Here is a 21,634-nt window from a genome sequence, read left to right on the forward strand (position 1 = left end):
GCCAGAATGACGGCGTGAGCGCGTTGCGGTTGTCTGAGCTGGGCAGTGACCCCGAGTCGGTACTGCGGCTGGTCCGGTTCTTCGACGACCTGGACGCCACGGGCGCCGACGCGGTGCTGCAGGCGGCACAGGCTGTCGCCGGGTGTCCCGTCCATGTGCGCTGGGACGGTTCCGAGCCGGAGGTCTGGTTGGAGCGAGACGGCCCAGCCCACCCCTTGGACGCTGTCCTGCTGGATCGGGTGCGACACACGTTGGGCGACATCGGCGCCCGGGTACCGCCCAGCTTCGGCGACCCGGCGCTGGTCGAGGTGGTGCTGTCGAGCCGGGAGCGCGCCGAGGACCGGGCGCGGGCGATCAGGCTGCTGGGGCTCGACGAGTCCCGCGAGGTCAGGGTGCTGGCGGTGTCGGCGCAGTCGTCGCCGGAAGCGCTGCGGGTCATCACGTCGGCGCTGGCCTCGGTGTCGGTGCGGACCGCGGACCTGGGTACCGCGACGGCCGTGGTGTGCCAGGGCCGGACCAACACGCGCGCGCTGTCGGACGAGCTGGACGAGGCGATCGTCACCGCGTTCCCGGCGCCGCTGCCGATCGGTGCCGATCGGGGTCCGTGGGTCGGGCTCGGGGCGGCCGGCGGCGTGTTCGCGGCGCCGACCTCGTGGGCGCAGGCACTGCGGGCGCTGCGGTTCGCGTCGTCGACCGGCTTCGGGCGCCGCGCCGTCGCCTACGAGCGGCTGAGCGCGCTGGAGCTGCTGGCCGAGTTGCCGCCCGAGGCCACGCGCGGCAGTCACGCCCTGACCCGCCTCAACGAGATCGCGGCGACGCCCGCGGGCCTCCTGCAGGTCGAGACGGCCGAGGCGTTCTGCGTGTTCGGTTCGCTGCGGCGGACGGCCGAGGAACTGCACGTGCACCACAGCACGGTGGCCGCGCGGCTGGCGCGCATCGAAACCCAGTTGGGTTGGGACATGGACGATCCCCTGGATCGCTTCTCGGCGACCCTGGTGCTGATGATCCGGCGCATTGCGCTGTCGTCGGCGGAGCTGACGGACTGACCGGACCGGAGTCGTCAGCCGCCGAACGGAACGATCATGAACGTGGCGGTGGACCGGGCCAACACCCGCTCCCCGGCATCGACGATCGAGCATTCGCAACTGAGCAATCGGCGACCGACATTGACCACCTGGGCTTCGGCGACCAGCGGCCCGCCGTGCGGCTGCCGGTAGTACCGGACGTGCATGTCGGTTGTCACGGGGATCTCTGAGCCGAGCTCGAAGAGGCCTTCGAGGCAAAAGCCGGAAGCGGCATCCGCGAGTGTCGCCAGCATCCCGCCGTGGATGCTCCCGGCTGCGAGCCCCTCGAGGTCTGGCGCGAGCGGCATCGACAGAATCGCGACGCCCTGTTCCTGCCACACCACGCTGAGCTGCAGGTGCCGGTGTACCGGGGACCGTCGCAGGTCTTCGGTCGCTTCGAGCGGATCGCGGAACGCGTGCACCATCGCCGGCATCTCCTGTCGCGCGGGAGATCCGCATGTTATCGCCCTCAGCAACGCCCGGGACTGTTACACGCAATCCGACGAACGTCGGGAAATCTGGGCGCAAAACCCGACGTATGTCGGATGACCAAACCTGACTGGGTTCGTGATGATTGCCACACCAAGCCTGAACCGTCACGCTCAGCCACAGACTCAAGGAGTACCCACATGGCCGTCATCGACCCCACCAAGACCTGGGAACTGGTGGAAGAACGCCTGTCGCGCACCACGAACGAGCGCCACCGTCAGGTGCTGGGCATCGTGCTCGAGCACATGAAGGCCGAGGCCGTGCCGGACATGGACCGCCTGATGGCCACGTTGTCGCCCAACCCGGACTACCACTTCTGGTACGCCAACACCGATATGGGCCCGAAGACCACCGAAGGTGTGCGCGCCTACTACGAGGCGTTCGTGGCCAGTGGTGCCAATCATCTCGTCTTCGAGATCGATCGCCTCGCCGTCGACGATGATCTGGTGATGACCGAGGGCTGGATGAAGATGATCTACCCGGGCGCGGCCGCGCAGGCCATCGGCGTCGACGTCGACGACCCGAACGGCGATTACCTGCTGGTGTTCCGCCAGCTGATCAACTGGCCGATCGACGCCGACGGCCTGATCATCGGCGAAGACGCTTACCAGACCGGCCCGGTCAGCGTCACCAAGCTCGGCGTGGCCGACCTGCCGCAGGAATACATCGACCAGAAGGCCGCCGCCGCCAATGCCTGAGCCGCGCGAGGACATCGCGTCCCTGCTGCTCGATCGCCTCGGCGACGAGCGGCTGGGGCTGCGTACCCGGGACCAGGACTGGACCTGGGACGAGGTGGTTCGCGAGTCCGCTGCCCGCGGCACACTGGCTGCCGAGCTACGCAACGACGGTCCCTTCCACATCGGTGTGTTGCTGGACAACGTGCCCGACTTCCTCTTCTGGCTGGGCGGCGCCGCCCTGTCCGGGGCGACGATCGTCGGGATCAACCCGACGCGCGGCAACCAGGAGCTGGCCGGCGAAGTCCGCCATGCGGACTGCCAGTTGATCGTCACGGATTCGGCTGGGCGGGAACGACTTTCGGGACTCGACCTCGGCCTGACGCCGGACCGCGTCCTCGTCGTCGACGATCCCGCCTACCAAGACGCGATTCGTGCACGAAAATCCGCGGCCGGCGCGGAAAATCGTGCACAAATCGCTCCGGCGGAGGGCGTCGGGGCCGAGTCTCTGTTGCTGCTGCTGTTCACCTCCGGCACCACCGGCGCGTCGAAGGCCGTCAAGTGCAGCCAAGGCCGTCTGGCGTGGATCGCCTACTCGGCGGTGGACAAGTTCCACCACGTCCGGGAGGACGTCGACTACTGCTGCATGCCGTTGTTCCACGGCAACGCCATCATGGCGCTGTGGGCGCCGGCGCTGGCCGTCGGCGCGACCGTTTGCCTGACCCCGAGCTTCTCGGCGTCCGGGTTCCTGCCCGACGTGCGGTATTTCGGCGCGACGTTCTTCACCTACGTGGGCAAGGCGCTCGGCTACCTGCTGGCCACGCCGGAACAGCCCGACGATGCCGACAACCAGCTCAATCGTGGGTTCGGTACCGAGGCCTCGCCGGAGGACCAGGCCTACTTCAAGCGCCGCTTCGGCGCGGAGCTGTACGAGGGGTACGGCTCCAGCGAAGGCGGCGGCGCCGTCGTCCTCGACCCGAACCAGCCCGAGGGGGCGCTCGGCCGCCCCGCCCATCCGGGCGTCGCGATCGTCAACCCGGAAACCATGATCGATTGTGTCCCAGCGGTTTTGGACCGGCACGGCCGCATCCTCAATCCGGACGAATCCGTCGGCGAGATCGTGGACAAGCTCGGCACCAAGAAGTTCGAGGGCTACTACAAGAACGACGCCGCCGACGCCGACCGCATCCGGGGCGGTTGGTACTGGACCGGCGACCTCGGGTACCTCGACGCGAACGGTTTCATCTACTTCGCCGGGCGGCGCGGTGACTGGATCCGCGTCGACGGCGAGAACACCTCGGCGCTGTCCATCGAGCGCGTGCTGCGGCGTCATCCCGAGGTGATCGCCGCCGGGGTGTATGCGGTGCCGGACCCCCGCTCGGGCGATCAGGTGATGGCGGCCATCGAGGTCGCCGATCCGATCCTGTTCGACGTCGACAAGTTCGTGCAGTATCTCAACGACCAGGACGACCTGGGCAAGAAGGGCACGCCGCGGTTCCTGCGGATCTCCGACTCGCTGCCGGTCACGGGCTCCAACAAGGTGCTCAAGCGCGAGCTCCAGGCAGACAAGTGGCACACCGACGAGCTGGTGTACCGCTGGGTGGGTAGGGGGGTACCGGTGTACGGCCTCATGTCGGAAGATGCCAAGCGCGCGTTGGACGACGAGTTCACGCAGTACGGACGGCAGCGATACCTGTAGGGGAGTTTGGGCATGACGGACTGGGACGCGACGGTTGACGTGCTGGTGGCGGGCTCTGGTGGCGGTGGCGTCACCGGCGCCTACACCGCCGCGCGTGAGGGACTCGAGGTGCTGCTCATCGAGGCCACCGACAAGTTCGGTGGCACGACGGCCTACTCCGGCGGCGGAGGCGTGTGGTTCCCCTGCAACCCCGTACTGCAGCGGGCCGGCACCGACGACACCATCGAGGACGCGCTCGAGTACTACCACGCCGTCGTCGGTGACCGAACGCCCCGCGAGCTGCAGGACACCTACGTCCGCGGGGGCGCGCCGTTGATGGAGTATCTGGAAGCCGACCCCAACATCAAGTTCGACATGCTGCCGTGGCCGGACTACTTCGGGAAGATGCCGAAAGCCCGGCTGGACGGTCAGCGGCACGTCGCGGCCCGCCCGCTGAAGATCGAAAAGGCGCCTGAATTCAAGGAATTGGTGCGTGGCCCGCTCGACAATGACCGGCTCGGTGTTCCGCAGCCCGATGACTATTTCATCGGCGGCCGGGCGCTGATCGCCCGCTTCCTGGTGGCGCTGAAGCAATACCCCTCGGCGGCAACGCAACTCAATACCGCGCTGGTCGAGCTGGTGACGGAAGAGGGCAAGGTCGTGGGCGCCGTCGTCGAAACGGACGGCGTCCGCAAGACCATCAAGGCGCGCAAGGGTGTGCTGCTGGCGGCCGGTGGCTTCGAGGGCAACGACGAGCTGCGCCAGAAGTACGGCGTGCCCGGCGAAGCGCGAGACACCATGGGGCCCTGGGGAAATCTGGGTCAGGCGCATGAAGCCGGCATCGCCGTCGGTGCCGACACCGACCTGATGGAGCAGGCCTGGTGGTCACCCGGCCTGACCCATCCGGACGGCCGCAGCGCGTTCGCGCTGTGGTTCACCGGCGGCATCTTCGTCGACCAGGACGGCAAGCGGTTCGTCAACGAGTCCGCGGCGTACGACCGCATCGGCCGTGTCGTCGTGGACCGGCTGGCCAAGGGCGAGATGACGCTGCCGTTCTGGATGATCTACGACGACACCGATGGCGGAGTACCCCCGATCAAAGCCACCAACGTCTCGATGGTGGAGACCGAGAAGTACGTCGACGCCGGGCTGTGGCACACCGCCGACACCCTCGAGGAGCTGGCCGCCAAGATCGGCGTGCCCGCCGAGCAGCTCGCCGCGACCGTCAAGCAGTTCAACGAGTACGCCGACGCAGGCTCCGATCCCGACTTCGGCCGCGGCGACGAGGCCTACGACCGCGCCTTCTCCGGCGGCGCGTGCCCGATGGTCCGCATCGACAAGGCGCCGTTCCACGCCGCCCGGTTCGGCATCTCGGACCTGGGCACCAAGGGCGGCCTGCGCACCGACACCGCCGGGCAGGTGCTCGACACCGCCGGCCACCCGATACCCGGGCTGTACGCCGCCGGCAACACCATGGCCGCGCCGAGCGGCTACGCCTACCCGGGCGGCGGCAACCCGATCGGCACCAGCATGGTCTTCTCCCACCTGGCGGTGCTCGATATGGTCAAACGAGAGGCTTCGTGAGCGTCCTGGGTCCAGGGCTCGGCGAATTCGAAAGGGGCACAAGATGACTGAGGCTGAGGTCCGGCACATCGATGCCGGCGTGGAGATGACGCGGTTCGCGCGGGGCTGGCACTGCATCGGGTTGGCCGAGTCGTTCCGCGACGGCAAGCCCCACGCCATCCAGGCGTTCGGCACCAAGCTCGTGGTGTTCGCCGACTCCACCGGTGCGATCAAGGTGCTGGACGGCTACTGCCGGCACATGGGTGGTGACCTGTCGCAGGGCACCGTCAAAGGCGATGCGGTGGCGTGCCCGTTCCATGACTGGCGCTGGGGTGGCGACGGCAAATGCCAGCTGGTGCCGTACGCGAAGCGCACGCCGCGGCTGGCCCGCACCCGCGCCTGGCTGACCACCGAGGTCAACGGGCAGCTGTTGATCTGGCACGACCCGGAGGGGTCGACGCCCGCCGCGGAGCTGACCCCGCCGACCATCGAGGGCTACGAGGAAGGCCAGTGGTCGCCGTGGCAGTGGAACTCGCTGCTGATCGAGGGGTCGCACTGCCGTGAGATCGTCGACAACAACGTCGACATGGCGCACTTCTTCTACATCCACCACGCCTACCCGACGTACTTCAAGAACGTCATCGAGGGCCACACCGCCAGCCAGTTCATGGAGTCCAAGCCGCGCCCGGACTACGCGACGCGCGAGCTGTGGGATGGCACCTACCTGCGGTCAGAGGCCACCTATTTCGGGCCGGCATACATGATCAACTGGCTGCACAACGATCTGGCGCCGAACTTCACGGTCGAGATCGCGCTGATCAACTGCCACTACCCGGTGACGCATGACTCGTTCGTGCTGCAGTGGGGGGTGGCGGTGCAGAACAATCCGGCGCTGCCGGCCGACAAGGCCGAGAAGCTGGCGGCGTCGTTGAGCCGCAGTTTCGGGGACGGCTTCATGGAGGACGTCGAGATCTGGAAGAACAAGACCCGGATCGAGAACCCGCTGCTGACCGAGGAGGACGGCCCGGTCTACCAGCATCGCCGCTGGTACGAGCAGTTCTATGTCGACGCCTCCGACATCAAACCCGATATGGTCGCCCGCTTCGAGCAGGAAGTGGACACCACGCACGCCAACGACCTCTGGCACGAAGAGGTCGCCCAGAACCTGGCCAACCGCACCACCGTCGGTCAGGCGCACGCCGTTCAGTAGGCACCGAACAGCACTGAGCCGCCCTCGATTCCGAGGGCGGCTCAGTGGTCAGATCGGGGCGTTGGAGCCTAGCGGGCCGGGTGTGCCTGCGGGCCTTGCACGATGGCGGCGAGCTGGCCCAGGTTCTGCAGCTTGTCCATGTCCGGAGCGGACGGGACCGGGACCGCGGAGAACGTCGGCAGCACCGGGTCGGCCGGCTTGTCCTGCAGCATGCCGAGGGCCATGTAGCCGGCCACGCCCAAGCCTGCCGCCGTCAGCACCACCACAGCGGTGGAACGCCGGAACAGCTGCCGCAGCGGGCCGATGTTTTCGGTCGTCTGATGGGTCAGGGTGGTCATTGCCGTGCCTCTTCTCGGTGAAGATCACGACCGAGGTGGTCGTTGGTCTGTTCAACAACCATGCGCCCCGAAATGCTTCCCCGCAAGGGTTTATTTGATTGGCTAATATTTCGAAAAGCGCCATTGACCTGCGTAAACATCAATTAGATAGTATGAACTAAGTAACGAAGATCACGCTCTCTCCGACGCTGCGGCCCGGGATCGGCTCTGCCGCAGCGGGCTTGCGGCGGCCGGGAACCGGCATGGCGGGCCGTTGAGTTAGCCGATGGTCAGCCGACGACGGCCGGGTTCAGCAGCGGCCGCAGGAACGCCACCTGGCTGGCGAAGAACGCGCGGGCCACCTGCGTCTTGGCGGCGACGCCGTCGAACCCGTGATAGGCGCCCGGCACCACTTCCAGTTCGCACGGCACGCCCGCCGCGCGCAACCGCTCGGCGTACTCGACGTCCTCGTCGTGGAAGACGTCGAAGGTCCCGACCCCGACCCAGGCCGGCGGCAGCCCGGACAGGTCGGCCCGCCGGGCGGGCACGGCCACCGCCGGATCAGCGCCGCCGAGGTACGCGCGCCAGCCGAAGCGGTTCGACTTCTGGGACCACAACCGCTGCCCAGGGTGGTCCAGCCCGGGCCGACTGCCCGACCTGTCGTCGATCATGGGATACACCAGAAGCTGTGCTGCCAAGGGGATTTCGCCGCGGTCGTACGTCAGCTGCGCCAGTGCCGCCGTAAGTCCGCCACCGGCGCTCGCACCGCCGATCGCCACGCGGGCGGGGTCCACGGCCGGCAGCTCGACCAGCCAGCGCAACGCCGTGTAGCAGTCCTCCAGCCCCGCCGGATATGGATTGTCGGGCGCCAGGCGGTACTTGACCGCCGCCACGGTGATGCCCAGTTCGTCGGCGAAGCGGCGGCACAACTTGTCGTCCTGGGCCGGCGAGCCGATGAGGTAACCGCCGCCGTGGATCCACAGCAGCGCACCGCCGCTCCCGGTTCCGGTCGACGGCCGGTGCAGCCGGATGCCGACTCCGGACGGGAGCGTCAGCACCTCGACCCCCTCCGGGACCCGGCGTTCCTGCAGGAGGGTGAGCTTGCGGACCAAGCGCAAGTTCAGCGGATTGACCGCGCTGCGCGGCATGAACCGTGCGGCCCGCGCCAGCTCGGGGTGGAAGTCGACTGTTTGGGAGAGGCCCGACATCCGACCGACATTACCGACCTGAGCCGTCTCGGTGGGTTCACACACAGGAAACTCGTTGCCCTGCGCGAAGCTGCGCATCAGTGTTCACTGAAACGCTATGACCTCTACGCCGCATACGCATGTCGAGCCGCCCGGTCTGACGGCCGAGGACGCGGGCTACCACCACACCCTCAAACCGCGCCAGTTGCAGATGATCGCGATCGGCGGCGCCATCGGCACCGGCCTGTTCCTCGGTGCCGGCGGTCGCCTGCACAACGCGGGGCCAGGCCTGTTCCTCGTCTACCTGATCTGCGGCGGGTTCGTCTTCCTGATCCTGCGGGCCCTCGGCGAACTGGTGCTGCACCGGCCGTCGTCGGGATCGTTCGTGTCGTATGCGCGTGAATTCCTCGGGGAGAAGGCGGCTTACGTCGCCGGCTGGATGTACTTCCTGAACTGGGCCATGACGTCGATCGTCGACTCGACCGCCATCGCCACCTACTTCCACTACTGGAAGGCATTCGACGCCATCCCGCAGTGGCTGATCGCGCTGATCGCCCTGGCGATCGTGCTGAGCATGAACCTGATCTCCGTGACGCTGTTCGGCGAGCTCGAGTTCTGGGCGGCGCTGATCAAAGTCGTTGCGCTGGTGACCTTCCTCGTCGTCGGCACGGTGTTCCTGGCCGGCCGGTTCAAGGTCGACGGTCAGTCCACCGGCTTCAGCGTCATCGCGGACCACGGTGGCCTGTTCCCGACCGGCCTGCTACCGCTGGTGGTGGTGACCTCGGGCGTCGTCTTCGCTTATGCCGCAGTCGAACTCGTCGGCACGGCGGCGGGCGAGACCGCCGAACCGCACAAGATCATGCCGCGTGCCATCAACTCGGTGATCTTCCGCATCGCGCTCTTCTACGTCGGCTCGCTGGTGCTGCTCGGCCTGCTGCTGCCGTACTCCGCGTACAAGCCGGGGGAGAGCCCGTTCGTCACGTTCTTCTCGAAGATCGGTTTCGAGGGCGCCGGCACCCTGATGAACGTCGTCGTGCTCACCGCGGCGTTCTCGAGCCTGAACGCCGGGCTGTACTCGACGGGCCGCATCCTGCGCTCGATGGCGATGAACGGCAGCGCCCCGAAGTTCACGGGCGTCATGTCCAAACGCGGTGTGCCCTATGGCGGTATCTGTCTCACCGCCAGCATCGGCCTGCTGGGTGTCGTGCTCAACGGCGTCGTGCCGGCGCAGGCATTCGAGATCGTGCTGAACATGGCGGCACTGGGCATCATCGCGTCGTGGGCCACCATCGTGATCTGTCAGCTGCAGCTGTTCCGCTGGTCTCAGCGCGGCGAGATGGTCCGGCCGGCGTTCCGGATGTGGGGCGCGCCGTACACCGGATACGCGACGCTGGCCTTCCTGGCCGCCGTGCTGGTGCTGATGGCGTTCGACAAGCCGGTGGGCACCTGGACGGTGGCGACGCTGGTGCTCATCATTCCCGCGCTGATCCTCGGCTGGTACGCGGCGCGGGGCCGGGTGCTCGAGATCGCCAAGCAGCGCCAGGGTTTCACCGGCCAGTTCCCGGTGGTCGCCAACCCGCCGCCACCGGGCGAACGCCAACCTTGACGCGTTGACGTTTACCGCCCGCCGATTCGGGGTTTACTTGGCGGGTGGAGATCATGTCGCCAACCGATGCCATGTTCCTGCTCGGTGAATCGCGGGAGCATCCGATGCACGTCGGCGGCCTGCAGCTGTTCACCCCGCCCGAGGGATCCGGCCCCGAGTTCATCCATGACCTGTACCGGGACATGTTGGCGCACACCAACTTCAACCCCACCTATCGCAAACGCCCGGCGCGGATCCTGGGCGGCATCGCCAGCTTCGGCTGGGCGTATGACGACGACGTCGATGTCGACTACCACCTGCGCCGCTCGGCGCTGCCGTCACCGGGCCGGGTTCGCGAGCTGCTCGACCTGTGCGGGCGGCTGCACACCAGCCTGTTGGACCGGCACCGCCCGCTGTGGGAGACGTACCTGGTCGAGGGTCTCGAGGACGGCCGGTTCGCCATCTACTCGAAGGCCCACCACGCGCTGCTCGACGGCGTCTCCGCGCTGCGGATGGCGATGCGCACACTGTCCGACGACCCGGCCGAGCAGGAGGTGCGGGTGCCGTGGGACCTGCCGTCCCGCAAGCGCACGCCGAAACAGGGCTCATCCCTGATCGGTTCGGCGGTGGGCGCCGTCGGTGCGGCGGCGGGTCTCGCGCCGTCGACCTTCCGGGTGGCCCGCGCCGTGCTGCTCGAGCAGAACCTGACCCGGACTTTCAGTGCGCCGAAGACGATGTTCAACGTCAAGATCGGCGGCGCCCGACGGGTGGCGGCTCAATCCTGGCCGATCGCCCGCATCAAGGCCGTCAAGCAGGCTGCCGGCGGTGTCACTGTCAACGACGTCGTGCTGGCCATGTGCTCCGGCGCGCTGCGCGCCTATCTGCTCGAGCAGGGTGCCCTGCCCGACGCGCCGCTGATCGCGATGGTCCCGGTGAGCCTGCGGTCCGAGGCCGACGCCGACGCCGGCGGCAACCAGGTCGGCGCGATCCTGTGCAACCTGGCCACCGACGTCAAGGATCCGGCGACGCGGCTGCAGACCATCGCCGACTCGATGCGCGGCAACAAGCAGGTGTTCTCCGGGCTGTCGAAGACGGAGTCGATGGCCCTGTCGGCGCTGTTGCTGTCCCCGATCGCGCTGTCCGCGGTACCGGGTTTCGTCGATGCCACCCCGCCGCCGTTCAACATCGTCATCTCGAACGTGCCGGGACCACGCGTGCCGATGTACTGGAAGGGCGCCCGGCTCGACGGGAATTACCCACTGTCGATCGCCCTGGACGGCCAGGCGCTCAACATCACGCTGGTCAACAACGGCGACAACCTCGACTTCGGACTCGTCGGCTGCCGGCACAGCGTGCCGCACCTGCAGCGCCTGCTGGGCCACCTCGAAGACTCGCTGACGGACCTGGAGGCCGCGGTGCGCTAGCTGCCCTGGCCATCAACGGCCGCGAAACTGACTGGGTGGCGGAAAACCTGCCCGGAAATCGCCCTGTGGTCAGTCTCGGCGCGGATCGGCTCACGAGGCGGACCGCCACGAAGGCTCCGCCCCGCCCGTCCTGAGTTCTACGTGGTCCACCGCTCCTCGTGACTTGCGGGCATGGGCAATTCTGCGGAGCACCACACCGGCGGAATCACGCGAAGTGACGCGGATGACGAGCCAGTCCATCTCGATCATCTCCTCGATCCGGGTGATGTCTTTGCGGACCTGATCTGGGTCCATGTGGTGCCGGCCCTCGTATTCGACCGCGACCTTCAACTCCGGCCAGGCGAAATCGACAACTCCGATCAGCACGGAGAATTCGTTGCAGACCGGATGCTGACTTTCGGGCGGTGGGAATCCAGCGCGAACAATCAGCAGTCGCAAGGCGGTTTCCCGGGGCGACTCTGCTTTCGGGTCAACCAGTGCGATGGCCTTCCGCGCCTGCCGGATCCCGCGCTGACCGGCTCGACGCTGCGCGGCCAGTTCGATATCAGCGACCGTCAGTTTCGTCGCACGCGCCAGTGCATCGATGGCGGTGACCGCGACGTCTTCAGGGAACTTGCGTGCCAGGTCGACCGCGGTGCGGGCGGCAGTGGTCAGTCGCAGTTCGCCGATATGGCACACCTCATCGGCCTCGGTGCTGTCGGCCCACACCACGATGCCGCGCGTCGGTCGACAGGGACTGCCAATGATGTTGGCGGGCAGGGACGGATCGATATACCTGGCTCCGTGCATTGCCGCCGCTGAGAATCCCGCGAGAACGCCCGTGCGGTGGGAGCGCAGCCATGCGGCCTTCGCTCGGATGATCGCGGTTGGTCGTGTTCCCCTCGGGACGTAAACATCCTTGTGGACTGCAACGAAATTCATCCGCAGTTGATGACGGGTCAGGCGACCCGCCGCCACTGCTTCACTGCCGATGAATGGCTCCCCCACGTCGGCAGTGTGCCCGGTGATTCTGCGGCGACGCCACCGTCAGTCGACGCACCCTGTGGATAACCTTCGCGAAACTGACCGGGTGGCGGAAAACCTGCCCGAAAATCGCCCTGTGGTCAGTCTCGGCGCGGGCCTTACAGCGGGGGCGGGGCCCAGGGCAGGGTGATCGGGGCCATGCCCGGGATCTCGAGCACGTGCGACGGCGGGGCCGGCTCGGCGGGTGGTGCCGGTTCGGCCGGGGGCGCCTGCGGTACGGCCGGGTTGTCGACCGGCGACGCCGGGGCCGCCGGCGGTGCGGTGGTATCGGTGACGGAAGCGCTTGGCGCCTCGGCGGTTTGGGCCACCGACGCCGCTGACGACGCCGCCGACGTCGACGTCGGAGACGATGAAGACGGTGCCGCTGCCGTACTCGGGGCCGCGGCGGTGGTCGGCGCGCTGCTCGTCGGCGCGACGGTCGTCGTCGTAGCCGGCGGGGGCGGTGCGACCGGATGCGCGGCCACGGGAGCGGGTACTGCGGTGGCGCCGCCGGGGGCCTTGACGCTTCCGGTCATCGGGCCGGGTGTGCGCGGCGCCAGGGCGCAGAGCACCTGGTGGCTGCCGGCGGACCAGCTGGCCGCCCCGATCGGTCGGTGGCTCAGGGTCAATGCGCTGCCGGACAAGGTCTTCGGCGCCAGATACGCGGTGGCCATCGTGACGCAGGCGGGCCGCAGCACCTCCTCCTGCTCGGTATCCGAGGGTGGCGGACCGTCGTGGAAGTGCGCGCCGAGGTCGATGGGGCCGACGGCCTCGACCGAGTGCGGCTCGGCGCAGTCCACGGGCACCAGACCCGTCTGCCCGCCCTTCATGTCGGCGCCCAGGCAGGTGCCGGGCGGCCACACCCGTGACTGGTCCTGTTCGGCGACGAGCCCGCGGAACGGCAGCTGCGCGCCGTTCGGGCCGGGCAGTTGCAATCCGCACAGCGAGATGCGCGACCCGGCACCCTCGCCCACCGAGCGCAGCAGGCCGTACGCGAACCGGCCGTTCGGGTCGTAGTGCGATCCGAGGTACCGGCGTCCCGACACCGCGCAGGATTCCTGGTCACCGTCGCCCTGGACCGAGTTGACGACCTCGAACAGGTGCGGGCTGCTGCACTGGACGAAGGCGGGGCGCTGTGGCGGCTCAGGTTGCCAGGTCAGGCAGCTGCCGGCGTGCGCGCTGCGGAAGACGGCGTCGGTGTGGTCGTCGTCGGTCGCGCCGCCCGCGGACGGGCCGACAGCGGCCACGGTGACCACACCGGCGATCAGCTGGGCGCACAGCAAAGCCGCTAGCAAAGCGCGGCGCTGCACCCATGACTTGACCGATAGCACACTCATCGGTGCCTAGCGTGACATATCTGGCCGATCGGCGCAGCTTGGCGGATCGATTGCGACCGAGTCGGGGCCGACTCGTGACAGGCGACGGGCTACTTGAGCAAAGGGTCGCGGGGCAGCCCGAGAATGCGTTCGGCGATGGTGTTGCGGGTGATCTCCGAGGTGCCGCCGGCGATGGTCATGGCGCGGTAGCCCAGGTAGGCCTGGGTGAGCGCGGGAGTTTGCCCGGTCACGGCCGCGACGCCGGCGAGCTTCATGCCCAGCTCGGTCTGCCGCTGCCCCTGTTCGGCGACCACCAGTTTGGTGACGTTGCCCTCTGGCCCCGGGCCGGTGCCGGCGATGGCCCGGCTGATCCGGCGCAGATTCAGCAGCCGCAGGGTGTGTCCTTCGGCGATCACAGCGCCGGCCCGGTCGCGCTGCGCGGCCGCCAGGTCCGGCGGGGCTGCGTCCAGCAGGGCGATCAGGTCGTCGGCGCTGAATCCGGATTGTGCGCCGGAGCCACCGCCGATCGACAGGCGCTCGTTCCCCAGCGTCGCGCGCGCCACCAGCCAGCCCTTGTTGACGTCACCGATGACGTCGGCGTCCGGGACGAACACCTCGTCGAAGAACACCTCGTTGAAGTGTGCGTTGCCGGTCAGCCCCTTGAGGGGGTTGACGGTCACGCCGGGCGCCTTCATGTCGATCGCCATCATCGTGACGCCGGCGTGTTTGGGAGCGTCCGGATCGGTGCGCACGGTGGCCAGGCCCCACTGGCAGTACTGGGCCAGGCTGGTCCACACCTTCTGCCCGGTCACCAGCCAGCCGCCGTCGACCTTCTTGGCGCTGGTGCGCACCGCCGCCGCGTCCGAGCCGGCCTCGGGTTCGGAGAACAGCTGGCACCACATGATCTCGCCGCGCAGTACCGGGTATACCCAGCGCTCACGCTGGTCGTCGGTGCCGGCCTGGGCGATGGTCAACGTCACCCAGCCCGTGATGCCGAGGTCGGGCCGTTCCACATCGCGGAACTCCTCCTCGATCGCCAACTGCTCCAGCACGCCCGCGTCGCGGCCCCACGGCTTGGGCCAGTGCGGCACCAGATAGCCGGAATCGACGAGAAAGTCGCGCTTCTTGTCTTCCGCCAGCGACCGCAGGGTGGCGACGGCGTCGCGGGCGGCGGTGCGATATTCGGCCGCTTCCTCGGGCAGCGCGAACGACGCGCCGTGGGCCCGGCCGGTGCGCTGCCCGTCCACCACATCGGCCAGCGAGTCGGCGCCGTCGCCCGTCACCGCGGACAGTGTGAGGGCGCGGCGCAGATACAGATGCGCGTCGTGTTCCCAGGTGAAGCCGATGCCGCCGTGCAGCTGAATGTTGTTCTCCGCGTTGAAGACCTGGCTGTGCATCGCCTGGGTGGCGGCCACGGCCGCGCCGAACCAGGCGTCGTCCAGATTGTCGGCGCGGGCCGCGTCCCACGCTGCGGCGGTGGTGAGTTCGGCCGCCACCAGCATGTTGGCGGCATGGTGTTTGACGGCCTGGAACGTGCCGATGGTGCGGCCGAACTGCTCGCGCACCTTGGCGTACTCGACGGCCATCTCCAGCGCCGCCCAGCTGATCCCGACGGCTTCGGCGGCGGCCAGAATGCGAAATGCGGTGTGCGCCTTGGTAGCTGCATCGCGGATGACGGCGATGGCCGCGGCCTGGTCCAGCGTCACCGAGCCGATGCTGCGGGTGGTGTCCGCGCCGTCCAATGGCGTGACGGTGACGCCGGTGGCCCGGGCGTCGACGACCACCACGTCGTCACCGGCGACGAGGACCAGAAGCGCGGCGTCGGGGGCGCCCAGCACCGTCGGGCTCTCGCCGAACACGGTGTGGCCGGTGATGTGAACGTGGCCCGACAATCCCAGGGCGGCGACGGTGCTGCCGTCGGCCAGCCCGGGCAGCAGCGCGGCACGCAGCTCTTCGGTTCCGCACCGGTCGATGACGACGCCGGCGGCGACGGTCGGCAGGAACGGCCCGGGGCACAGTTCGCGGCCCTGCGCCTCGAGCACCACGGCCAGCTCGGGCAGCCCGAAACCGGAGCCGCCGTACGCTTCGGGGATCGCCAGGCCCTGCCACCCCAGATCGGCCGCGGCCGTCCAGAAACCGGCCGGATGCGACGGCCCACCCTCGAGCGTGGCGCGGGCGGCGGCCCTGCTGCCGAGCCGGTGCAGCAGTCCCGCCGCTGAGTCCGCGAGGTCGTTGTGGTCGTCGGTGATCGCCAGCGCTGAGGTACCCATCGCTCGACTGTAAGCACGACGGTACGACTTCGAATAGGCCCTGATCAGCTGTGATGCACTTCACAAATGAACAGTCGCCGAAATGTGACCACTAACTTGCCTTGCCCCCGAAACCGCGTGGTCAGGCCGGTGTACGCTCGCGAAATGACTGCTCAACAGGTCAACGTCGACCACAGTCCGTCCTTGGCGACCCGGCTCCGCTGGTTTATGGCTGCCAAGCCCTCCGATCATCTGTTGGCGATGGCCACGGCTGCCGCGTCGCTGCCGGTGATCGGCAAGAGTCTCGAGCCGCTCGGCGGCGCCACCGCGATGACCCTCTGGGGCATGCGGCACGTGCCGAGCTTCTGGGCGCCGACGTCGAAGGCGCTGTTCACTCCCAGCGTCGCCGAGATCCGCAAGGCCGAGCGCGACTGCACCAATGAGGTCGTCCGGGCCGCGCTGACGGGCGTCGTGCCGCCCAAGGAACTCGACATCGAATGGCCGGCGCCCGAGCGCACGCCGCCGTTCTGGCGGGCGCGCGAACACCGGCGCCAGGTGCACCGCACGTCGGTGCGCTATGGCGACAGCCCGTCACAGCTGCTGGACGTCTGGCGCGCCGACGACCTGCCCAGCGAGCCGGCCCCGGTCCTGATCTACCTGCCCGGCGGGGCGTGGGTGCACGGCAGCCGGCTGTTGCAGGGCTACGCCCTGATGAGCCACCTGGCCCAGCAGGGCTGGGTCTGTCTGTCCATCGACTACCGCGTGGCCCCGAATCACCGTTGGCCGCAACACATCACCGACGTCAAGACCGCGATCGCGTGGGCCCGGGCCAACGTCGACAAATTCGGCGGCGACCGCGAATTCATCGCGATCTCCGGTGGCTCGGCCGGTGGGCACCTCGCCGCGCTGGCGGGTCTGACGGCGGGCGATCCCGAACTGCAGGCCGAGCTGCCCGAGGGCGCCGACACTTCGGTCGACGCCGTCGTCGGCATCTACGGCCGGTACGACTGGGAGGACCGGTCCACCAAGGAACGCGAGGAGTTCGTCGACTTCCTGGAGCGCGTAGTGGTCCGGCGCCGCATCGACAAGCACCCGGAGATCTACCGGCAGGCCTCGCCGATCGCGCGCGTGCACCGCGACGCACCGCCGTTCCTGGTCATTCACGGCAGCGGCGACAGCGTCATCCCGGTGGCGCAGGCGCGGGACTTCGTGCACGAGCTGCGCGCGGTGTCCGCGTCGATGGTCAGTTACATCGAATTGCCCGGTGCCGGACACGGTTTCGACATGACGGACGGTGCCCGCACGGGGTCGATGGCCACTGCCATAGGGTTGTTCCTCGACGAGGTTCGCCGGAACCAGAACCAGCATCGCGTCGAAGAGGTCGTCTAGACCGATCGACCGGCCGAGGTTCCGACCCGAAGCGCAGGAGAGGTCGAGTGAAACGACTGAGTGGGTGGGACGCGTTCCTGCTGTATTCGGAAACGCCCAACGTGCACATGCACACCCTCAAGATCGCCGTCATCGACCTGGCCGGCCTCGGTGACCGCACCTTCGGGATCGACGAATTCCGGCGCGTGCTCCGCGAACGGCTGTACAAGCTGGAGCCTTTCGGCTACCAACTCGTCGACATCCCCTTCAAGTTCCACCACCCCATGTGGCGCGAGCACGCCGAGGTCGACCTCGAGTACCACGTGCGGCCGTGGCGGGTTGCCGCTCCGGGTGGTCGCCGCGAACTGGACGAGGCCATCGGCGAAATCGCCAGTACCCCACTGGATCGCAGCCGGCCGCTGTGGGAGATGTACCTCGTCGAAGGCCTGGCAAAGGGGCGGGTTGCCGTGGTCGGCAAGATCCATCACGCGTTGGCCGACGGGGTGGCCTCGGCCAACCTGCTGGCCCTCGGTATGGACATCACCGAGGGTCCGCAACGCGACAACGATCTGTATGTGACCGATCCGGCGCCGTCGCGCGGTCAGCTCGTCCGGTCGGCGTTCGCGGATCACCTTCGGCAGATCGCGCGCTTTCCCGGCGTCGTGAAGTACACCGCCGACGGCATGGCGCGGGTACGCAAGAGCAGCCGCAAGCTGTCGCCCGAACTGACCCGGCCGTTCACGCCACCCCCGAGCTTCATGAACCACGTGATCACGCCCCAGCGGCGTTTCGCCACAGCCACTTTGGCGCTCGCGGACGTCAAGGAGACCAGCAAGAAGCTCGGCGTCACCATCAACGACCTGGTGCTGGCCATGTCGTCGGGTGCGTTGCGTGAGCTGCTGCTGAAGTACGACGGCAAGGCCGATCACCCGCTCCTGGCGTCGGTGCCGATGAGCTACGACTTCTCGCCGGATCGCATCTCGGGCAACCGATTCAGTGGCGTGCTGATCGCACTGCCGGTCGATGTCGACGACGCTGCGCAGCGCGTCCAGCAGGCCCGTGAGGCCGCCCTGCTGGCCAAGGAGAGTCACCAGCTGGTCGGCCCGGAGCTCGTCGCCCGGTGGGCGGCCTACATGCCGCCGGCGCCGATGGAGTCCATGTTCCGCCGGCTGTCCAACAAGGACGGGCAGAACAAGGTGCTGAACCTCAACATCTCGAACGTCCCCGGACCCCGGGAAGTCGGCAAGGTGGGCGGCGCGACCGTCACCGAGATCTATTCGGTCGGACCGCTCACCGCGGGCAGCGGCCTGAACATCACGGTGTGGAGCTACGTCGACCAGCTCAACATCTCGGTGCTCGCCGACGGCTCGACCACCGACGATCCGCACGAGGTGACCGCGGGCATGGTCGACGACTTCAAGCAGATCCGCAGGGCCGCAGGGCTTTCCGAGGAGCTGACGGTCGTCGAGACCGCCATGGCGCAGTAGGCTTCTGGTCTGTGAGGGCGCCCAGTCAATGTGGGCCGGCGTTGAGTGTGCGTGGGCGCAGACAAAGGTCGAGTGGCGATCTGCTGGGGTGCACGGTCAAACCCGGCCTTGTTTGAGTGTGCGTGGGCGCAGACAAAGGTCGAGTGGCGATCTGCTGGGGTGCACGGCCAACTATGCGCACCGTTGCCCGCCGCGCCGACCGGCAGGACCGTCGGCTAACCCACGCCGTCCGCGGGGACCGTGGCATGCCCCTTCTCGGCCCGCACCCACTCCAGGAACCGCGTGATCGCCTCGGCGGTGTAGTGACCGTGTGCGGATCCGAAGATGTCGAATGCGTGCTGCGCGTTGGGGATTTCGGCGTACGCCACCGGCGCCGGCGACTGCTCCCGGAGCGCGGCGACGAAATCCCGTCCCTCCTGGACATCGATCAACGTGTCGTTGGTGCCGTGCAGCACGAAGAACGGTGGGGCGTCGGGGCCGATCCGCTTGATGGGCGAGGCATCGAGGAACACCTGCGAATCGTTGGCGTACCGCTTCTTGATGATCAGCTGCTCCAGGGCCCGCATCATTTCGGCGCGCCCGGGGCCCTCGAAGCCGAACCAGTCGTACCGGCCGTACACCGGGACTGCGGCCACCACCGAGGTGTCGGCGTCCTCGAAACCCGGCTGCCACTGGGGATCTCCGGGAGTAAGAGCCGCGAGTGAGGACAGGTGACCGCCCGCCGAGCCGCCGCTGATGGCGACGAAGTCGGGGTCGCCGCCGTACTCGGCGATGTGTTCCTTGACCCAGGCCAGGGCCTGCTTCACGTCGATGATGTGCGCCGGCCACTGATGCTTCGGGCTGACACGGTAGCCGATCGACACGCAGATCCAGCCGCGGTCGGCCAGCGCGCCCATCAGCGGGTACGCCTGCGGCCGGCGATCGCCGAGCATCCATCCACCACCCGGAACCTGGAGCAGCACAGGGGCTTTGCCGTTGCTCGGCAGGTCGGGGCGGCGCCAGATGTCGGCCAGGTTGGCGCGGTGCGGGCCGTACTTGACGGTGTCCTTGTTGTATTTGCGGCGCGACAACATGGTGCGCCCGATGCCGGGCAGGCGCGGGACGCCCGGATCGGCCGGGTTGCGCGGACCGATCACGTCGGTCAGCGGCTCCTCGAACGCCGGCTGCGAGCTCCGGCTGCGGGCGAAAATGTAGCCCAGGATGGCCCACGTGATCGCGTTGATGCCCAACGCGATTCGGCCGCTCGTGCCCGAGAAATCGCCGCGTCGGCCACGGCGGATCGCGGGCAGTACCGAGGAACTGAGCACGAAGCCGGCCGCTTCGCTCGAGGGCCAGCTGTAGGCGAACGCGACGATGCCGGGGTTCCCGGACCGGGCGAGCGGGCGGGCGGCGTTGGTGGCGTTGACGAGTCCGAGGACGGCCCGCAGCAGGGTCACCGGTTTACGCGCCATCGACCAGTGCCTTCAGTTCGCGGCGGTCGATCTTGCCGGTGCTGTTGCGGGGCAGTTCGCCCAGGACCGTAATCGACCGTGGCACTTTGTAATTGGCCAGGTTGTCGCGCACATGCTGCTTGAGCGCATCCTCGGTGACGGCTGAACCGTCGGTCAGCACGACGAACGCCACCAGGCGCTGGCCGTACTGCTCGTCGTCGACACCCAGCACGGTGGCCTCAGCCACCTCGGGATGGGTGGACAGCGTCTTCTCCACCTCGATCGGGTAGACGTTCTCGCCGCCCGACACGATCATTTCGTCGTCGCGGCCCACCACGAACAGGCGGCCCGCGGCATCGAGATAGCCGACATCGCCCGAAGACATGTAGTCCTGATGGAAATCCTTTGTGGCACCGGAGGTGTAGCCGTCGAACTGGGTGGAGTTACGGACGTAGATGGTGCCCACCTCGCCCGTCGGCAACTCCTTGAAGTCGGCGTCCAGGATCTTGATCTCGGTGCCCTCGGCCGGGCGGCCGGCGGTGTCGGGGGCGGCGCGCAGGTCGGCCGGCGTCGCGGTGGCGATCATGCCCGCCTCGGTGGCGTTGTAGTTGTTGTAGATGACGTCACCGAACTGGTCCATGAACGACGTGACGACGTCGGGGCGCATGCGCGAGCCGGAGGCCGCGGCGAACCGCAGCGAGCGGCCGCTGTAGCGGTTGCGGATGTGATCAGGCAGTTCCATGATGCGGTCGAACATCACTGGGACAACACACAATCCGGTCGCCTGGTACTTGTCGACCAGGGCCAGGGTGGCCTGCGGGTCGAACTTGCGGCGGGTGACGACGGTGCAGGCCATCGACGCCGCGAACACCAATTGTGAGAAGCCCCAGGCGTGGAACATCGGCGCGACGACGACGGTCGTCTCCTCGGTGCGCCAGGGCGTGCGGTCCAGGATCGCCTTCAGCGCGTCCACGCCGCCGCCGGAATGCTTGGCGCCCTTGGGAGTTCCGGTGGTTCCCGAGGTCAGCAGGATCACCCGGCTCTTCTCGCCGGTGCGCCGCGGCTGCAACCCCAGATGGTCGATGATGAGCGACTCGACGGTCAGCGGGTGGTCGTCGGTGTCGGTCCACGCCACGATCCGCGTGGTGCCGGTCCGGCCCTCGAGCGCGCGATCGACCGTCGCAGTGAACTCTTCGTCGTAGATGATGACGTCGACGTTCTCGCGGGCCACGACCTCGGCCATCGCCGGACCGGCAAAAGAAGTGTTGAGCAGCAACACATCTGCGCCGATGCGGTTCGCGCCGATCAAGGCGTCGACGAAGCCGCGGTGGTTTCGCGCCATGATGCCCACGACCTTGGCCGACGACAGCATCTGCAGGGCGGCGGCGAACGCGTCACCGCGCTTGTCGAGCTCACTGAAGGTCAGCGTGCCAAGTTCGTCGATGAGGCCGGGACGGTTCCCGCAGCGCTGCGCGGAGCTCGCGAAACCCGAAGTGACGCTCATGTTTTCGCGCGCCATGGCGCCGGCGATCCGGACGTACTTGTCGGGACGGAGCGGGGCGATGACACCGGCCCGGACCATGGTGTTGAC

The 21,634-nt window shown here is 68.1% G+C and carries 17 protein-coding genes; 9 read left to right on the forward strand and 8 right to left on the reverse strand.

Features of this window, described 5'->3' with window-relative positions:
• Nucleotides 1-14: 14 nt before the first annotated feature.
• Nucleotides 15-1,046, forward strand: a complete 1,032-nt coding sequence (locus tag ACJEIK_RS00920; protein WP_409430875.1) for a PucR family transcriptional regulator — start codon at nucleotides 15-17, stop codon at nucleotides 1,044-1,046.
• A 14-nt stretch (nucleotides 1,047-1,060) separates the two neighbouring features.
• Here the strand turns inward: ACJEIK_RS00920 and ACJEIK_RS00925 are convergent, their stop codons facing one another.
• The gene (locus ACJEIK_RS00925; protein WP_409430876.1) at nucleotides 1,061-1,489 is read right to left on the reverse strand and encodes a PaaI family thioesterase; all 429 of its coding nucleotides are present in this window, start codon (nucleotides 1,487-1,489) and stop codon (nucleotides 1,061-1,063) included.
• Between the two features lie 204 nt (nucleotides 1,490-1,693).
• Between ACJEIK_RS00925 and ACJEIK_RS00930 the strand changes: the two genes are divergently transcribed.
• From ACJEIK_RS00930 to ACJEIK_RS00945, 4 genes are read left to right on the forward strand one after another with little or no spacing between them, the layout of a single operon-like run.
• Nucleotides 1,694-2,251 carry a nuclear transport factor 2 family protein gene (locus tag ACJEIK_RS00930; protein ID WP_293015210.1) on the forward strand — a complete coding sequence of 186 codons (558 nt, stop codon included), beginning with the start codon at nucleotides 1,694-1,696 and terminating at the stop codon, nucleotides 2,249-2,251.
• On the forward strand, nucleotides 2,244-3,926 hold the full coding sequence (locus ACJEIK_RS00935) for an AMP-binding protein (protein ID WP_409430877.1): 1,683 nt from the start codon (nucleotides 2,244-2,246) through the stop codon (nucleotides 3,924-3,926). Before ACJEIK_RS00930 ends, ACJEIK_RS00935 begins: the two co-directional genes overlap by 8 nt.
• Nucleotides 3,927-3,938: 12 nt before the next feature.
• A complete protein-coding gene (locus ACJEIK_RS00940) occupies nucleotides 3,939-5,489 on the forward strand; it encodes an FAD-binding protein (RefSeq protein WP_409430878.1) in 1,551 nt (516 codons plus the stop codon).
• A gap of 43 nt (nucleotides 5,490-5,532) precedes the next feature.
• Nucleotides 5,533-6,678 carry a Rieske 2Fe-2S domain-containing protein gene (locus ACJEIK_RS00945; protein ID WP_409430879.1) on the forward strand — a complete coding sequence of 382 codons (1,146 nt, stop codon included), beginning with the start codon at nucleotides 5,533-5,535 and terminating at the stop codon, nucleotides 6,676-6,678.
• A 68-nt stretch (nucleotides 6,679-6,746) separates the two neighbouring features.
• Here ACJEIK_RS00945 and ACJEIK_RS00950 read toward each other — a convergent pair whose 3' ends face one another.
• The gene (locus ACJEIK_RS00950) at nucleotides 6,747-7,016 is read right to left on the reverse strand and encodes a hypothetical protein (RefSeq protein WP_061003520.1); all 270 of its coding nucleotides are present in this window, start codon (nucleotides 7,014-7,016) and stop codon (nucleotides 6,747-6,749) included.
• A 269-nt stretch (nucleotides 7,017-7,285) separates the two neighbouring features.
• Entirely contained in the window at nucleotides 7,286-8,203 is a 918-nt protein-coding gene (locus ACJEIK_RS00955; protein WP_409430880.1) for an alpha/beta hydrolase, read from the reverse strand.
• Between the two features lie 97 nt (nucleotides 8,204-8,300).
• On the opposite strand from ACJEIK_RS00955, the gene ACJEIK_RS00960 reads away from it, so the two are divergent.
• Together ACJEIK_RS00960 and ACJEIK_RS00965 are read left to right on the forward strand one after the other, a co-directional pair.
• Entirely contained in the window at nucleotides 8,301-9,788 is a 1,488-nt protein-coding gene (locus tag ACJEIK_RS00960; protein ID WP_226520360.1) for an amino acid permease, read from the forward strand.
• 44 nt (nucleotides 9,789-9,832) lie between these two features.
• Complete coding sequence (locus ACJEIK_RS00965; protein ID WP_409430881.1) at nucleotides 9,833-11,191, forward strand: WS/DGAT/MGAT family O-acyltransferase; 1,359 nt, start codon at nucleotides 9,833-9,835, stop codon at nucleotides 11,189-11,191.
• Between the two features lie 90 nt (nucleotides 11,192-11,281).
• Here the strand turns inward: ACJEIK_RS00965 and ACJEIK_RS00970 are convergent, their stop codons facing one another.
• The 3 genes from ACJEIK_RS00970 to ACJEIK_RS00980 all read right to left on the reverse strand — a co-directional run bounded on the left by ACJEIK_RS00970 (nucleotide 11,282) and on the right by ACJEIK_RS00980 (nucleotide 15,779).
• Nucleotides 11,282-12,178 carry a hypothetical protein gene (locus ACJEIK_RS00970; RefSeq protein WP_409430882.1) on the reverse strand — a complete coding sequence of 299 codons (897 nt, stop codon included), beginning with the start codon at nucleotides 12,176-12,178 and terminating at the stop codon, nucleotides 11,282-11,284.
• 134 nt (nucleotides 12,179-12,312) lie between these two features.
• Nucleotides 12,313-13,530: a septum formation family protein gene (locus ACJEIK_RS00975; protein WP_409430883.1), complete on the reverse strand. Its 1,218-nt coding sequence runs from the start codon at nucleotides 13,528-13,530 to the stop codon at nucleotides 12,313-12,315.
• A gap of 89 nt (nucleotides 13,531-13,619) precedes the next feature.
• Nucleotides 13,620-15,779: an acyl-CoA dehydrogenase gene (locus tag ACJEIK_RS00980; RefSeq protein ID WP_409430884.1), complete on the reverse strand. Its 2,160-nt coding sequence runs from the start codon at nucleotides 15,777-15,779 to the stop codon at nucleotides 13,620-13,622.
• Between the two features lie 144 nt (nucleotides 15,780-15,923).
• Here ACJEIK_RS00980 and ACJEIK_RS00985 point away from each other — a divergent pair, with 144 nt between their 5' ends.
• Nucleotides 15,924-17,147, forward strand: coding sequence for an alpha/beta hydrolase fold domain-containing protein (locus tag ACJEIK_RS00985; RefSeq protein ID WP_409430885.1), 1,224 nt, complete (start codon nucleotides 15,924-15,926; stop codon nucleotides 17,145-17,147).
• A gap of 47 nt (nucleotides 17,148-17,194) precedes the next feature.
• Nucleotides 17,195-18,613, forward strand: coding sequence for a WS/DGAT/MGAT family O-acyltransferase (locus ACJEIK_RS00990; RefSeq protein ID WP_409430886.1), 1,419 nt, complete (start codon nucleotides 17,195-17,197; stop codon nucleotides 18,611-18,613).
• Between the two features lie 215 nt (nucleotides 18,614-18,828).
• Here ACJEIK_RS00990 and ACJEIK_RS00995 read toward each other — a convergent pair whose 3' ends face one another.
• Nucleotides 18,829-20,064, reverse strand: coding sequence for an alpha/beta hydrolase fold domain-containing protein (locus tag ACJEIK_RS00995; protein WP_409430887.1), 1,236 nt, complete (start codon nucleotides 20,062-20,064; stop codon nucleotides 18,829-18,831).
• Nucleotides 20,054-21,625 carry an acyl-CoA ligase FadD12 gene (gene fadD12 / locus ACJEIK_RS01000; protein WP_409431781.1) on the reverse strand — a complete coding sequence of 524 codons (1,572 nt, stop codon included), beginning with the start codon at nucleotides 21,623-21,625 and terminating at the stop codon, nucleotides 20,054-20,056. Before fadD12 ends, ACJEIK_RS00995 begins: the two co-directional genes overlap by 11 nt.
• Nucleotides 21,626-21,634: the final 9 nt, after the last annotated feature.

Origin of the sequence: Mycobacterium sp. SMC-16, from assembly GCF_046250085.1 — a bacterium.
Lineage (GTDB): Bacteria > Actinomycetota > Actinomycetes > Mycobacteriales > Mycobacteriaceae > Mycobacterium > Mycobacterium phocaicum.

Excerpts from the sequence above, each read along its gene's own strand:
- ACJEIK_RS00925 (WP_409430876.1), bottom strand. The coding sequence starts at position 1,489 with ATGGTGCACGCGTTCCGCGATCCGCTCGAAGCGACCGAAGACCTGCGA.
- ACJEIK_RS00930 (WP_293015210.1), top strand. The coding sequence starts at position 1,694 with ATGGCCGTCATCGACCCCACCAAGACCTGGGAACTGGTGGAAGAACGC.
- ACJEIK_RS00935 (WP_409430877.1), top strand. The coding sequence starts at position 2,244 with ATGCCTGAGCCGCGCGAGGACATCGCGTCCCTGCTGCTCGATCGCCTC.
- ACJEIK_RS00940 (WP_409430878.1), top strand. The coding sequence starts at position 3,939 with ATGACGGACTGGGACGCGACGGTTGACGTGCTGGTGGCGGGCTCTGGT.
- ACJEIK_RS00945 (WP_409430879.1), top strand. The coding sequence starts at position 5,533 with ATGACTGAGGCTGAGGTCCGGCACATCGATGCCGGCGTGGAGATGACG.
- ACJEIK_RS00950 (WP_061003520.1), bottom strand. The coding sequence starts at position 7,016 with ATGACCACCCTGACCCATCAGACGACCGAAAACATCGGCCCGCTGCGG.
- ACJEIK_RS00955 (WP_409430880.1), bottom strand. The coding sequence starts at position 8,203 with ATGTCGGGCCTCTCCCAAACAGTCGACTTCCACCCCGAGCTGGCGCGG.
- ACJEIK_RS00960 (WP_226520360.1), top strand. The coding sequence starts at position 8,301 with ATGACCTCTACGCCGCATACGCATGTCGAGCCGCCCGGTCTGACGGCC.
- ACJEIK_RS00975 (WP_409430883.1), bottom strand. The coding sequence starts at position 13,530 with ATGAGTGTGCTATCGGTCAAGTCATGGGTGCAGCGCCGCGCTTTGCTA.
- ACJEIK_RS00980 (WP_409430884.1), bottom strand. The coding sequence starts at position 15,779 with ATGGGTACCTCAGCGCTGGCGATCACCGACGACCACAACGACCTCGCG.
- ACJEIK_RS00985 (WP_409430885.1), top strand. The coding sequence starts at position 15,924 with ATGACTGCTCAACAGGTCAACGTCGACCACAGTCCGTCCTTGGCGACC.
- ACJEIK_RS00995 (WP_409430887.1), bottom strand. The coding sequence starts at position 20,064 with ATGGCGCGTAAACCGGTGACCCTGCTGCGGGCCGTCCTCGGACTCGTC.
- fadD12 (WP_409431781.1), bottom strand. The coding sequence starts at position 21,625 with ATGGTCCGGGCCGGTGTCATCGCCCCGCTCCGTCCCGACAAGTACGTC.